The organism is Larsenimonas rhizosphaerae (genome assembly GCF_026240105.1).
Lineage (GTDB): Bacteria > Pseudomonadota > Gammaproteobacteria > Pseudomonadales > Halomonadaceae > Larsenimonas > Larsenimonas rhizosphaerae.
Genome location: NZ_JAPIVE010000004.1, coordinates 172,675 through 185,904, shown reverse-complemented (window position 1 = coordinate 185,904; position 13,230 = coordinate 172,675). Strand labels below are relative to the sequence as shown.

Here is a 13,230-nt window from a genome sequence, read left to right as displayed (position 1 = left end):
GGTATCAGCCCTTGTGCAGTCGGGGGTTTATGACGTCGCGCAGCCAGTCACCCAGAAGATTGATCACCAGTACCAGTACCACCAGCACGGCACCAGGGATCAGGGTGATCCACCAGGCACCACTCTGGATGTAGTCAAAGCCGGATTTGATCAGCGAGCCAAGCGAGGGCTGGGTTTCCGGCATGCCAAGTCCCAGAAACGAGAGGGCGGCTTCGGAAATGATGGCATTGGCAATCTGCACCGTCGCAATGACAAAAATCGGCGAGAGCGTATTGGGCAGCAGGTGGCGGAACATGATGCGCGGGGCGCGAAAGCCCATGACCCGTGCAGCGTCCACGTATTCCTTGCTTCGCTCGGCCAGGACCGAGGCACGTACCGTGCGGGCAATCTGGGGCCATTCAGCGATGCCGATAATCAGGATCAGCAGGATCAGCGCCACCTGGCCAAACATCAGGTTACCGAAGGACGCCTTGACAATGGCGCCGACCAGAATGGCCACCATCAATGTTGAAAATGACAGCTGAATATCGGCCAGCCGCATCAGCGTGGCATCAATGATGCCCCCGAAGTAACCGGCCAGCAGCCCGAACAGGATGCCAAGCACGCACTGCATCGCCACGGCGCCAAAGCCGATCAGCAGTGAAACGCGCGTACCATAGAGGATGGTCGACAGCAGATCCCGGCCCTGGGCGTCCGTGCCGAGCGGGAAGGCCGCGTCGCCCCCATCGAGCCACATCGGCGGCAGCTCGGAGTTCATGATGTCAATGCCGGTCAGATCATAGGGATCCGTCGGCGCCCACCAGGGCGCGCCAAAGGCGGCAATGGTGATGATGATGAAGATCAGTAGACACAGTTGGGCCACCGGATCGCGCTTGAAGCTGTACAGCAGATAGCTCTTGCGGAAACGGGCCCAGGCGCCGGGCATCTGCGCCCGCAGATCCGCGGTAGATGTCTCCTCGCTCATGCGTGTTGTCCTGTCAGTTTAACGGTGGGATTGACCAGGCCGTAGACCAGATCGACCAGGGTGTTGGTCACCACAAAGATCAGGCCCACCACCATCAGGTAGGCGACAATCAGCGGAATATCGCTGCGGGTAATGGCTTCAAGGAACATCAGCCCCATGCCGGGCCACTGGAAGACGGTTTCGGTCAGGATGGTGTAGGCCACCATGGTGCCGATCTGCACACCGCCGACCGTGATAACCGGCAGCATGGTGTTTTTAAGGGCATGCAGAAAGTAGATGCGTCCGGGGGAAATCCCCTTGGCGCGGGCGAAGCGGACATAGTCGCTTTGCAGCACTTCGAGCATTTCCGAGCGAATCAGACGAATGAACAGGGGCAGCATGATCGAGGCCAAAGACGCCGCCGGCAGCAGTAGGTGCAGCAGGCCATCCACGCTGAAAAATCCGGTGTCCCAGGTGCCGAACAGGTGCACCAGCTCGTTGCCGCGTCCAAAGGAGGGCAGGCCGCCATCGGTGGATATCAGCTCGTTGAGCCAGGTCCCCCAGCCGGTATCTGTCGGGAAGGGGGTGATATGTACTCCGATGGAAAAAAGCTGAATCAAGACAATGGCCGTCAGAAAGACCGGCACCGAGATGCCCACCACGCTGATGCCCATGCAGGTCTTGGCCAGCCATGAGGCCGGCCGGATGGCGGCATATACGCCTACAGGTACCGAAAACAGCAGGATGATCAAGGAGGCACACAGCACCAGTTCAAGGGTTGCCGGCATGTGCTCGACGATCACATCGAGGGTGGGTTTGCTGTAGAAGTAGGACTGGCCCAGATCGCCGTGCAGGGCGTCCCAGGCAAAGCGCCCGTATTGCACCGGCAAGGGGTCATTCAGTCCCATTTCCTCACGCAGGAGGTTGCGCTGCTCGACGGAGACGCTCTGGCCTACCAGTTCCCGGACCGGGTCGCCGAGGCTGCCCTTGATCGAGAAGCTGATCAGGCTGATCACGAACATGACCAGAAACGCATGCCACAGGCGCTGAATCAGAAAGGCAATCATGGAATGTCACCTGAAAAAATCAAAGGCAAGGCCGGCCACCGCGATGGCCGGCCGAAGGGCTAGTCCTTGACGACCAGGTCGCCCAGGTAGGGGAAGTTCATGACGTTGAGGATGGGCTCGATTTCGACATTGTTGCGCGAAGCCCAGGCCAGATCCTGCCAGTGCAGGGGAATGAAGGCCGCATCGTCATACAGCATCCTTTCGACCTGTTGCAGTTCGGTGGCTCGCGTTTTCGGGTCGGTTTCCAGATTGGCCTTTTTCACCAGCGCATCGGCTGCAGGGTTGCAGTAATTACCGGCGTTATACTGGCCCATGCCGGTATCGGCATCAGGACACATGGTGAGGAATTCAAACAGGTTGGCAGAATCCTCGGTGTCGGAGTGCCAGCCCACCATCATCATGTCGGCTTCACGCTCATCATAGGCCGGCCAGTATTGCGCCTTGGGCAGGGTTTTAAGATCCACTCGAATATTAATGCGAGACAGCATGGCTGCAACGGCCTGAGCGATCTTGTCATCGTTCACATACCGGTTGTTGGGCGCCATCATGGTGATGGTGAAACCATCTTCATAGCCGGCTTCCTTCATCAGTTCACGGGCCTTGGCAACGTCGTAGCGCGGTGCCAGATCAGCATCATGACCGGCATATCCTTCAGGCGAGAGCTGAGCGGCGGGGGTAGCAAAGCCCTTCATGATCTTGGCGGCAATCCCTTCCTGATTGATGGCATAGGCGATGGCCTGACGGACTCGCTTGTCCTTGAAGGCCTCGACCCGCTTCTCATTCATGTGAAACAGGATGATACGCGTACCGCTCATGGTAACCAGGTGGGTATCCGGGTTGGACTTGATGCGGGCCAGATCCGTTGGTGGAACCGGGGCGATGAAGCCGACGCCGCCAGAGAGCAGTGCGGAGACGCGAGTGGCATCTTCCTTGATCGGGGTCAGCACAAGGTGATCGACGTTACCGGGAGACTCGGTGTCCCAGTAGTCGGCGAATCGGTCAAACTCGACCTTGACGCCCTGCTGACGTGAGGTGACCTTGAAGGGGCCGGTCCCTGATTCGTTGCGTGAGGCGAACGTGTTGGCACTTTTCTTGATTTCGTCCTTCGGGTGACCGTTCTTGTCGGTACCGGAATAGAACTTGCTGTCCATCGGGAAGATGTAGGTCGCAGCATTGAGGGTCAGCGGATACGGCGCCTTTGAAATCAGATCGACCGTATAGTCATCGACCTGCTTCATCTCGCTGAAGGGCTCGAAGATAGCCTTGAAATCACCGCTTTTTTTCAGGCGATTGAAGGTCCAGACCACATCCTTTGCGGTCATCTTGTTGCCGGAATGAAACGTGACGCCTTCGCGCAGGTGAAAGCGCATGGTCAGGTCATCGATGCGCTCCCAGGAAGAGGCCAGTCGCGGGTCAAAGCCCAGCTGCTTGTTCCACCGCAGTAACGGGTCGAACACCATATGGGAGAACTGCAGTATGCCGCCGGAAAGCTGTTCATGAATATCCATGGTAACCGGGTCGGCATCGTAAGCGACGCGCAGGGTAGTGGCATGGGCCAGAGATGCACCGGACAGCAATGCGCCGGCCACGAGGGCAGCAATCGATTTTTTCATCACGACTCCGAGGGTGTTTCCCTGCGTCAGGGCAGCACCGTGTAGTTGTACGTTATTGGTCGAGTGGTCGTGGGTTCGAGCGTGCGTTTTTATTGTCGGCCCGACCCCGCTTATAACCTACGGGCAGAGCCATCAGGATGACAATCGAATTACCGACATGCCGGTATGCGTCAGATGAATGGCGACGAAGAACGGCAGGACAGGGAAGGGGGGAAGGAGGCGCTCCGGTCGGGCCGGGCGCCTGACCTGTATCATGAGGTGGCCGAAGCCTTGAGCTTGTTGAACTCGCAGATAATGCTTTGCATGGTGTCATCACAGTAGGGCTGAAGGCCGCTGACGACCAGTTTTTTCTCGCCTGTGCCAATGCACTTGCCACCCACCATCATTTCGAAATGCATGTGTGCATCGCCACGCTTGCCGTTGACGTCCAGCCAGGCCTTGTCGAAATGAAGTTCCGGGGCTTCTGCATCGAGCCGATCAAGGCAGAATCCCATGCTGTCATAAATCACCAGCGGCCGTTGCGGGTTGAACATGACGCCATGTTCCTGCATCAGGGGCTGCAGATAGTGTGGGAAATTCTGGCCTGAAAAGGCGATATAGCGTGTAGTGAAGGCAGCAATGGCGGTGGCATCGAAGGTGGGGGTGCCCTTGCGCTCAACGCTGAGATACACCTTGCCTCGGGCATCCGATACGGTGATGGTATCGCCGTCTTCCTCAAACGAAAGAGGCACGCTGTCGCCTACCATGCCGCAGAAGCGGAAGGTCATGCAGGGCGCCAGACCAAAGCGATTCAGCACCAGTGAAAACAGCAGATCACCCGGAACACAGAAACGCCGTGCGCCCGGCGTATGGATCGGGTTGAAATCGCCTGCCATTTCCTTGGCAAAGCGGCTGGCCTGGTCGGCGGTGATAATGAGACGGCCGTCATTATCTTCGGTGTAAAAGTCGTCAAGAACCATGCGTGTCGGAAGCCTTGTGTGTGACATAACACAGTGTAGGCAAGCGTGCGTTGCCCTGTTTTGACAAGCCTACCATGAGTCATGCCGCCCGTGGGGCTTCACCGGTGCGATGAACAGGCTTGAATATCGCAGGCTCCTGTTTCTTTCAGACCGTTACAGCAGAACCGGCCTGCCTTGCCTATCCTAGGCGGTAGATTGACATTTCATGTGCTGTTGGCGCACTCAAGGAGAGAAACATGTCTCGACGTTCACGCGCTGCGCACCATATGTTCAGAAAATTGTTGCGAATTCTTGCCAAACCGGTGAAGGGTGACCACGGCCATGGGGGGACGGTCATTTACCCCTACCGAGGTTACGGCTCGGCCAACGAAGTCTTCATGATGGGGCGCGTGTTTCACCAACCGAGTCTTGGCATGTCGGCAAGGGTCGGGGTGCTGCGCGACATGGCCGACATTGTCCGCCGCATGGTGCGCTGGGGGCTGGGAAACCGGGATGTGGCGATCCGGCTTGGACAATGTGAAACCGTGGTCACCACTGACAAGGACGGTTACTTTCATGCCCATGTGAAGCTTGCCACACCGCTGAGTTCGGATACGGTCTGGCACAAGGCCGAGCTCAAGATCATGGGAGAAAGCAGTGCCCTGCCGGCCGTTGCAGATATCTATGTGCCGCCGGCCTCGATCGACATGGCGGTCATCAGCGATATCGACGATACCGTGATGTACACAGGCGTCGCCAACAAGGTAAAGATGATGTATCGCCTGTTCATGGAAAAGGCCGACGAGCGTACGGCCTTTCCGGGCGTGGCGCCGCTTTATCAGGCACTTCATGGGGGGCTGGATGGCAATATGGGGCGGCCGATGCTGTATGTATCGCGGGGGCCATGGAGCATCTATGAAATACTGGAAGCCTTTTTCAACCTCAACAATATTCCGGCCGGCCCTGTATTGTTCCTGCGTGAATGGGGGCTGACGTTGCAGCACCCGCTGCCCAAGAAGGCGGAAGATCATAAAAGCCATCTGATCGAAAACATGCTGGCACTCTATGATGACCTGCCGTTTCTGCTGGTGGGCGACAGTGGCCAGAAGGACCCGGAAATCTATGCTGATATTGTTCGGCGCTATCCTAATCGGATCTGTGCCATCTATATCAGAAGCGTGCACAAGAATGCCGAGCGGGACGAGGCCATTGCAAGGCTCAAGGAGGAAGTGGGAGCTGCAGGCTGTGAGCTTGTTCTGACGTCTCACAGCGCTGACATGGCCCGGCATGCGTTTGAAAAGGGATATATTTCCCGCGCGGGCATGGAAGCGGTCTGCGATGCGACCTGATATTACGCCGAGACGCGCCGCCAGATAACGCTCAGGTTATTGGCGGGCATGTCGATCACCTGCAGCAGCTCGAAGCCGTTGCTGGTAGCCAGTGGCACGACTTCATTGTCCAGATCGCGCACGCCCCAGCGACGATCGTCCCGGCGCAGCCGTCCATCAAAGCCTTCGTTGCTGACGCAGGTATGATGGCCGTGCCGCTTGAACGGGCCATAGAGTATCAGGTGCCCTCCGGGAAGCAGGCTCCGCGTGGCCTGATCGAACAGGGCAATGGAGGCTTCCCAGGGGGCAATGTGAATCATGTTGATACAGACGATGGCATGCTTGCCACGTGTTTCCTCTCCCCAGGGGCCGCGGGTGACGTCCAGCTGGATCGGCGTGCGAACGTTCCCCAGACCTTCATGTTCGGTCCAGGCCTGTATCGAACGCAGTGACTGGGGTGTCGGGTCACTGGGCTGCCAGTCCACACCGGGCAGGGCTGCTGCAAAGTGCACGGCATGTTCACCACTGCCGCTGGCAATCTCCAGTACGTGGTCTTCCGGGCCCAGCACGGTTTTCAGTACATCAAGAATCGGCCCGCGATTGCGGCGGGTAGCGGCGTGGGAAAAGCGCGGCTCCGGCGTTGGAAAGGCCATGTCTGTCCAGTCCATGAAAATGAGTCTCCATCCTGGTTCTTCTGTATCGGTCCGATTCAGGGCGTATCGACGTCTTGAGCGCTCGGGATGCTGGTATGGGCGCCCTCTTTCTGAACACTCAGGGCGGCCGCGCGCGTGGCTCGGGTCAGGCACGCCGCATCGGACTGGCCCGCCAGTCGGGTCGCCATGAAATAACCGATAAAGGTATCTCCTGCAGCGGTCGTATCCACGGCCGTCACACGGCAGGCCGGTTCAAAAAGACGCTGCGTCCCTTTCTGGTAATAGGCCCCTTCACCCCCGAGGGTCAGAACGATTTCCGTGGAGGGGTACCTGGCCATCAGTGCATCAAGAATGCGTTCGGCATCTTCGTGCTCATCCAGGCCCACCAGTGCCGCGCCCTCTCCTCGATTGACAAACAGCAGGGCCAGTTCCTCCAGCGCCATGCTGCCTACCTCGGGCGTCATCGGAGCCGGATTGAATGCCACTGACAGGCCTTGTGCACATGCCTTTTGAATGATATCGGCCGTCAGGCTGCATTCGTTTTGAAGCAGCAGCCAGTCCTGACCGGCCACGGCATCGGACAGACGGTGTGTCACGAAGGCGTCATCCATGCTCTGGTTGGCGCCGCCGAACAGCACAATGGCATTTTCGGCCTGGTCATCAACCTGAATAACGGCATGGCCACTGGGGACTTCAACAAGGTCCACGCCCGTGATATTGACCCCGGCGCTGTCCATGAGTTCAAGCGCCCAGCGGTCCTTTTCATTGAGCTGACCCCAGTGTGCGACTCGGCCGCCTGCTCGTGCTGCCGCGAGAGACTGATTGGCTCCCTTGCCCCCCAGTACCTGCTGATAGCCATGACTGGCCAGCGTTTCGCCGGGTTTTACAAGGTGAGGGACGCGGTACACATGATCAATATTGATGGAGCCATAATTATAAAGTGTCGGACGCTGCGCCATGGTTACTCCAGTGTCTGAAGGGCAAACGGATAGCACGCCCGAAGGCGTGCAGGAGGGGTAGTGTACACCTTGAAAGTGCCGTATGTGGCTTAGACGAGCGGCCCGCCGAGAATGGTTTTTTCCATGCCCGCCATGATGTGTTCGCCGGTTTCTTCTGTCAGTTCCTGGTACCAGGAGTGCGTCAGTGCCGGTATTTTTCCATGAGTTGTGGCGGCTCGCTTTCGGGCACGAAGAATAATATCGCCTACTCGGTCTACCCGCCGATGATCATAGGTGGCCAGTGCCTCGTCCAGTGTGTCAGCGTCATCCAGAGCCCGGGCCAGCACCCAGGCATCTTCCATGGCCTGGCAGCCGCCCTGTCCCAGGTCAGGCGACATGCCATGAGCGGCATCACCCAGCAGGGCGACCCGGGAGGCGGTAAGGCGCGGTAGCGGGTCAATGTCATGAATTTCCACTCGTGCCATGTGCGCCGGATCGATGCGGGCAATCAGTGTCTGTACCGGCTCGGCCCAGCCATCAAAGTGTCGGGCCAGCTCGGCCCGATACTGGCCGGGGTCGTTGGGGGTTCCGTCCGGAAGGGGGACATCGAGGAAGAAGTAGAAGTGCGGCACGCCATCGACTTCCCCCATGGGCATCATCGAGACCCGCTGTCCGTGGCCAACGTATTGAATCCAGCACTCGGGATCGCCGAGCTCGGGAGTGACCGGTACACGACCGTTCCAGTTTACGTAACCGCAGTAGCGGCGCTCAATGGTCTCGCCCATGGCCTGGTTACGCAGGATGGAGTGCGTGCCGTCTGCCACGACCAGCAGGTCAGATTCCACCGTCAGCCCACTATTGAAGTGCGCCGTGATACCGGTTTCGGTGGTGGTGTAGTGCGTGCAGTTCTCTCCCAGACTCACCCTGTCTTCTCCAACAGCCTCAAGCAACAGGGTCTGCAGGGCTGTTCGGGCAATCGGGCAGGCGGGCTGACCGACCCGCGAATACAGCGGTGTAATGTCGAAATGGGTCAGTGGCCGGCCATGCTGATCAGCATAAGCCATGTGGGTCATGGTGCCACTGGCTGCCTTCAGCCGTGTTTCAAGCCCCAGGGCCGCCAGCACCTTGACCCCGTTTGACCATACGGACAGTGCGGCGCCGGCCGGACGCAGGGCGCTGACGCGGTCAAACACATGAACTGTATGTCCGGCCTGCCGTAGCGCCAGTGCTGTGGTCAAGCCGCCCATGCCGGCGCCGATGATGGTAATGGAACGTGGAGTCATGTTGTTGCTCTCGCCGTTTGTTGACGTTATTGGAATGGCGTACGCCTTTAGTTCTACCCAACCGTCCAGCGGATTGCCAGTGCTTTTCTGTCCGATCGGTCAGATACGGGCAGGGCGGCAAGCGCTCCTGTGCGGGTGTACTAACCTCATCACATGGCCTGGATGCCATCATGAAATGTGCCACGAGGGGTTGTCCTGGCGGTGTAGAGGGAGTGTTGAGTTGTATATTGGAATCATCTGTCCGCCTTACCCCAGTCATGTTACGGCGCTCTCGGCGCTGGGGGAGGCGCTGGTAACGCGAGGCCACCGCGTAGCCTTTTTGTTGCCGGGCCAGTGTCGTGGCCATGTTTCGCCCCCGCTTGAGCTTGTGCAGACGGATCAGGCCTCGCCGCTGCCTCGGGATGTCGAGCGCATGCTGGCGCGTGCTGCCTCGGGGGGAGCGCAGCTTTATCGCGTGGTTAAGGATATGGCGGCCATGACCGAGGCGCTGTGCCAGCGTCTGCCGGCATTGATTCGTGGTGCCGGAATTCAGGCGCTGCTGGTCGATCAGATGGAGCCGGCGGGTGGTCTGGTCGCACGACGGCTGGGGATACCCTATGTTTCCGTTGCCTGCGCACTGCCTCTGGAGCGAGATCCGGCGCTGCCGCCGCCCTTTCTGGGCTGGCCGGGCGATGGCTCCGAAAAAGGCATCAAGCGCAATCAGGGCGGTCACCGGGTCAGCGATGTGTTGATGCGCCCCTGTACGCGGGTACTGGCACGTTACGGTCATGCCTGGCGGCTGCCGATTGGCAGCTTTGAACAGGCACTTTCGCCTCTGGGCAGTGTGTGTCAGTTGCCTGCTGCGCTCGATTTCACGCGGCACCAACCGCCCGCCCACCTCGCCTGCACCGGGCCATTCCGTACGCTGACACGCAACGCTGCCGAACGGCCGGCCCAGCCGCACATTTATGCATCACTGGGAACGTTGCAGGGGGGGCGATATCGCATGTTTCATCGGCTCGCCCTTGCCTGTGCCCGGGCTGGTGTATCACTGGAAATAACTCACTGTGATCGATTGAGTGCTCGCGAGGTGGCATCGCTGCAGCGTCTGGGAGCGGAGGTTCATGGTCGGGTCAATCAGAAGGAGGCGATCGGGCGGGCCTCCGTGGTGGTGTCCCATGGCGGCATGAATACGGTCATGGATGCGCTGGCGGCAGGGCGACCGCAGTTGGTGTTGCCGATCGCCTTCGACCAGCCCGGGGTAGGGGCCAGAGTGCATCAAAGTGGAACCGGGCTTCGGTTATCTCGTCATGCACGTCCCGGCGCGCTGGCGCAGGCACTTGAACGTCTGATGCATGAACCGGCCTTTACCGAGCGGGCCGTTGCCATGGGGGAAGCCATTCGTCAGGCGGGAGGCACACGGCGTGCCTGCGACCTGATCGAACAATGGCTTGAAGAGAAATAGCAGCGGTTATCGAGAGGATTCCCGCTGACGCATCGGCATGTTGTCGATGGTTGAAAAAAGCTGTTCTGGATTGACATAACCGCGCTGTTCCACCTTCTTGCCGCCATCCTTGCCAATCAGGATAACGATGACGCGACTGTCCGGCGTGGTGCCGAGATCGTTGAGCAGCGCGCTGGTCTCAGCGTCGGTCATTGGCGCGCCGTCATGATAACCAATGCCGCTTTCGATGGTGTAGAGCACCATGTCCCGCCGGTCGAAGTCCTCCTGCTGATTCTTCAGCTCCCGACGCATGCGCAGGTATTGTGAATTACCCGCCGAGGGCGTGATCAGTATCAGCGGTCTGGCCTGCCACTGGTCTGCATTCAGCGGATTGGCCGCCTCACGTGCATACGATGATGTGGCGCCCAGCAGGGCAGTGGTCAGCAACAGAAAACAACCGAACAGCTTCATGGCATCCTCCAGACGGTCAGCGAGAGGTTACACGACAGGCAGTGGATCCAGCCTGGCATCAATACGGTTCAGTGTACGCTTGCAGTCTGCAGCACGGACCTGGCCATTTTCCGGGCTGGCCGGATCGTGGAACAGTTCCAGTGACAGCGGGCCCTTGTAGCCGGTGTCATGGAGTGCCGAAATGAATCCATCCATGTTCAGCTCGCCTGCAAAGGGCAGGCATCGGTGGTGGCGACTCCAGTGCAGGTAGGACTCTTCCTCGAACCAGGGGGCATCGGCAAACTGCACGGCAAAGATCCTGTCACCCGGCACATCAGCCAGCGGTGTCAGCGGGTCGCCGTGGGCAAGAATGTGAAAGCTGTCGAGCACCAGCCCCAGCGCGGGATGGTCAACCTGCTGCACGAGCGACCAGGCCTGCTGCCAGCTGTTGATATGGGTACCCCATGCCAGGGCCTCGAAGCCGATCCGACAGCCGTGTTGCTGCGCAAATTCGGCCATGGCCAGTAGATCGGTACAGGCCTGCTGTGGGTCATCGATGGCATGTGGAGTGGTGTTGCTGCAGGTCAGCAAAAGAGAGGTACCCAGCGTACTCATGATGGCAAAGCGAATTTCCAGGCGCTCAAGCTGGCGCTTGAGATGGCCGGTCGCTTCGACGTCCTTCATGGGCTGCAGTGCAGTGACCCTGAGGCCCAGTGCCTTGATATGGCGACCGATCTCGAAGGTACTGGCACGGCTGTGGTGAATGTCCGATTCAAAAATCTCGACACCCTCAAACCCCGCCTGGGCAATAACGTCCAGCTTGTCCATCAGATCGCCGCCCAGACTCACGGTCGCGATGGTGTGCATGATCAGCTACCTCCCGGTTGAATACTTGATTAATAAACCAGGATAGTTCAAATCCGGCGAATATGCGCCCGACTCTGGCCGGGCGCGCCGAATTCAGCGGCTGTGAACGCGCTCCTGCACGTCAGTATGCCGTTGGCCGGTATAATGCAGTTCCATGGCATCCGTCTCCTCGCGCATGGCCTTGACCACGCAAAAGCACATCACCAGAAAGACCAGCGAAAACGGGAAGGCGGCCATGATGGCGGCTGTCTGCAGGGCCTCCAGACCCCCGGCCAGCAACAGGACTGCTGACACCGCGCCCAGCCCGATGCCCCAGATTACGCGATACAGCGTACGGGGCTGCTCGTCGCCCATCGAGAGGATGGTACAGATAACCAGCGTGCCGGAGTCTGCCGAGGTGACAAACCAGGTGATGATCATGACCGTGGCGATTCCGGTCATCAGGGTAGTTACCCAAGGGGCACCGATGGAGCCGATGGTTTCGAACAGGGCCTGGGTCTTGTCCTGGTTGACGATACTGACCAGATCGACCTGACCCGTCAGCTGAGCCTGCAGGGCGGTACCGCCGAAGACCACGATCCATGCCAGTGAGCCAAGCGTTGCCAGCCCCATGCCGCCGAGGATCAGGGAGCGCACGGTGCGACCACGCGAGATTCGAGCAACAAACATGCCGACGTACGGGCCCCATGACAGCCACCAGCCCCAGTAAAAGAGCGTCCACCAGCCCTGCCACTGATCCGTGGGATCAGGGTCGACCCAGAAGCTCATCTCGATGGCATGGGACAGGTAGCTGCCGATGCTGGTGGAAAACAGGCCAAGCAGGTAGGTCGTTGGGCCGGCGATAAGGAAAAACAGCACCAGTATCATGCTCAGATGAATGTTCCATTCACTGATCATCTTGATGCCGCGTTTCAGTCCGGTGCAGACCGACAGGGTGGCCAGCAGGGTGATGGCGCCGATCAGCATCAGTTTGCTGGTGGTCGAGATCGGCATGCCGAACAGCGAGTTCAATCCGGCATTCATCTGGGAAACGCCCAGCCCGAGCGTTGTGGCCGTACCGAACAGAGTACTGAAAATGGCCAGAAGATCGACCACATGACCGATCGGGCCGTAGATGCGATCGCCGATCAGCGGGTACAGCGTGGAGCGAATCGTCAGTGGCAGGCCGCGGCGATAGGCAAAATATCCCAGAATCATGCCCACGGTGATATAGACCGCCCAGCCGTGTAGACCCCAGTGGAATATCGTAATGCGCAGGGCGACTTCAGCGGCCTGTCGCGATCCGGCTTCAACGCCTTCCATGGTGGCAAAGGGGTTGCTCTGGAAATGGCTCAGCGGCTCGGCGATGCTCCAGAACAGGAGCCCCGTCCCGACGGCTGCGCTGAACAACATGGCAAACCAGGTGAAGTTGCCGAATTCGGGGCGCTCATCATCCCGGCCAAGCCGCAGTCGGCCCATCGGGCTGAAGGCAATCGTCAGGGTAAAGAACAGCATCCCGGCAATCACCAGAATGTAATACCAGTTCATCTGTTGTTTGATGAAGCTCATGGCAACACTGAAACTGTGATTGGCAGTCTCGGGGAAGAGCACGGTAAACAGCAAGAAGGCGATGACCATCAGGATCGAGGTAATGGCCATGGTTCGGTCGACACCATGGAACAGGCCCGAAGGCTTGCCGGTGTCCCGAGCGGGAGTGTGGGGCATGGGAGTCTTTTTCAGGACATTAA

At 59.1% G+C, this 13,230-nt stretch carries 12 protein-coding genes; 2 read left to right on the top strand and 10 right to left on the bottom strand.

Features of this window, described 5'->3' with window-relative positions; translation table 11 throughout:
* Positions 1-4 precede the first annotated feature (4 nt).
* The 4 genes from OQ287_RS13535 to OQ287_RS13520 all read right to left on the bottom strand — a co-directional run bounded on the left by OQ287_RS13535 (position 5) and on the right by OQ287_RS13520 (position 4,582).
* Positions 5-964, bottom strand: a complete 960-nt coding sequence (locus OQ287_RS13535; protein ID WP_265896792.1) for an ABC transporter permease — start codon at positions 962-964, stop codon at positions 5-7.
* Positions 961-2,010, bottom strand: a complete 1,050-nt coding sequence (locus OQ287_RS13530; protein ID WP_265896791.1) for an ABC transporter permease — start codon at positions 2,008-2,010, stop codon at positions 961-963. The genes OQ287_RS13535 and OQ287_RS13530 overlap by 4 nt, the downstream gene beginning before the upstream one ends.
* A gap of 59 nt (positions 2,011-2,069) precedes the next feature.
* The gene (locus OQ287_RS13525; RefSeq protein WP_250938362.1) at positions 2,070-3,623 is read right to left on the bottom strand and encodes an ABC transporter substrate-binding protein; all 1,554 of its coding nucleotides are present in this window, start codon (positions 3,621-3,623) and stop codon (positions 2,070-2,072) included.
* Between the two features lie 251 nt (positions 3,624-3,874).
* A complete protein-coding gene (locus OQ287_RS13520; protein WP_250938363.1) occupies positions 3,875-4,582 on the bottom strand; it encodes a DUF3581 family protein in 708 nt (235 codons plus the stop codon).
* Between the two features lie 236 nt (positions 4,583-4,818).
* On the opposite strand from OQ287_RS13520, the gene OQ287_RS13515 reads away from it, so the two are divergent.
* Positions 4,819-5,910: an App1 family protein gene (locus tag OQ287_RS13515; protein ID WP_250938364.1), complete on the top strand. Its 1,092-nt coding sequence runs from the start codon at positions 4,819-4,821 to the stop codon at positions 5,908-5,910.
* A 2-nt stretch (positions 5,911-5,912) separates the two neighbouring features.
* On the opposite strand, the gene OQ287_RS13510 is transcribed toward OQ287_RS13515, so the two are convergent.
* The 3 genes from OQ287_RS13510 to hpxO form a co-directional block, all read right to left on the bottom strand.
* Positions 5,913-6,557 (bottom strand): DUF938 domain-containing protein, encoded by a 645-nt coding sequence (locus OQ287_RS13510; RefSeq protein WP_250938365.1) that lies wholly within the window; start codon positions 6,555-6,557, stop codon positions 5,913-5,915.
* A 41-nt stretch (positions 6,558-6,598) separates the two neighbouring features.
* Positions 6,599-7,501 (bottom strand): ribokinase, encoded by a 903-nt coding sequence (locus OQ287_RS13505; RefSeq protein ID WP_265896790.1) that lies wholly within the window; start codon positions 7,499-7,501, stop codon positions 6,599-6,601.
* An 89-nt stretch (positions 7,502-7,590) separates the two neighbouring features.
* Entirely contained in the window at positions 7,591-8,763 is a 1,173-nt protein-coding gene (hpxO, locus tag OQ287_RS13500) for an FAD-dependent urate hydroxylase HpxO (protein WP_265896789.1), read from the bottom strand.
* 220 nt (positions 8,764-8,983) lie between these two features.
* Here hpxO and OQ287_RS13495 point away from each other — a divergent pair, with 220 nt between their 5' ends.
* Complete coding sequence (locus OQ287_RS13495) at positions 8,984-10,207, top strand: glycosyltransferase (RefSeq protein WP_265896787.1); 1,224 nt, start codon at positions 8,984-8,986, stop codon at positions 10,205-10,207.
* A gap of 6 nt (positions 10,208-10,213) precedes the next feature.
* On the opposite strand, the gene OQ287_RS13490 is transcribed toward OQ287_RS13495, so the two are convergent.
* The 3 genes from OQ287_RS13490 to OQ287_RS13480 all read right to left on the bottom strand — a co-directional run bounded on the left by OQ287_RS13490 (position 10,214) and on the right by OQ287_RS13480 (position 13,207).
* The gene (locus tag OQ287_RS13490) at positions 10,214-10,657 is read right to left on the bottom strand and encodes a DUF4174 domain-containing protein (RefSeq protein ID WP_265896786.1); all 444 of its coding nucleotides are present in this window, start codon (positions 10,655-10,657) and stop codon (positions 10,214-10,216) included.
* Between the two features lie 27 nt (positions 10,658-10,684).
* Positions 10,685-11,503 carry a sugar phosphate isomerase/epimerase family protein gene (locus tag OQ287_RS13485; protein WP_250938374.1) on the bottom strand — a complete coding sequence of 273 codons (819 nt, stop codon included), beginning with the start codon at positions 11,501-11,503 and terminating at the stop codon, positions 10,685-10,687.
* 93 nt (positions 11,504-11,596) lie between these two features.
* The gene (locus OQ287_RS13480; RefSeq protein ID WP_250938376.1) at positions 11,597-13,207 is read right to left on the bottom strand and encodes a BCCT family transporter; all 1,611 of its coding nucleotides are present in this window, start codon (positions 13,205-13,207) and stop codon (positions 11,597-11,599) included.
* Positions 13,208-13,230: the final 23 nt, after the last annotated feature.

What these genes read in the sequence shown, in the direction of transcription:
- OQ287_RS13535 (WP_265896792.1), bottom strand. Translation starts at nt 964, where the DNA reads ATGAGCGAGGAGACATCTACCGCGGATCTGCGGGCGCAGATGCCCGGC.
- OQ287_RS13530 (WP_265896791.1), bottom strand. Translation starts at nt 2,010, where the DNA reads ATGATTGCCTTTCTGATTCAGCGCCTGTGGCATGCGTTTCTGGTCATG.
- OQ287_RS13525 (WP_250938362.1), bottom strand. Translation starts at nt 3,623, where the DNA reads ATGAAAAAATCGATTGCTGCCCTCGTGGCCGGCGCATTGCTGTCCGGT.
- OQ287_RS13520 (WP_250938363.1), bottom strand. Translation starts at nt 4,582, where the DNA reads ATGGTTCTTGACGACTTTTACACCGAAGATAATGACGGCCGTCTCATT.
- OQ287_RS13515 (WP_250938364.1), top strand. Translation starts at nt 4,819, where the DNA reads ATGTCTCGACGTTCACGCGCTGCGCACCATATGTTCAGAAAATTGTTG.
- OQ287_RS13510 (WP_250938365.1), bottom strand. Translation starts at nt 6,557, where the DNA reads ATGGACTGGACAGACATGGCCTTTCCAACGCCGGAGCCGCGCTTTTCC.
- OQ287_RS13505 (WP_265896790.1), bottom strand. Translation starts at nt 7,501, where the DNA reads ATGGCGCAGCGTCCGACACTTTATAATTATGGCTCCATCAATATTGAT.
- hpxO (WP_265896789.1), bottom strand. Translation starts at nt 8,763, where the DNA reads ATGACTCCACGTTCCATTACCATCATCGGCGCCGGCATGGGCGGCTTG.
- OQ287_RS13490 (WP_265896786.1), bottom strand. Translation starts at nt 10,657, where the DNA reads ATGAAGCTGTTCGGTTGTTTTCTGTTGCTGACCACTGCCCTGCTGGGC.
- OQ287_RS13485 (WP_250938374.1), bottom strand. Translation starts at nt 11,503, where the DNA reads ATGCACACCATCGCGACCGTGAGTCTGGGCGGCGATCTGATGGACAAG.
- OQ287_RS13480 (WP_250938376.1), bottom strand. Translation starts at nt 13,207, where the DNA reads ATGCCCCACACTCCCGCTCGGGACACCGGCAAGCCTTCGGGCCTGTTC.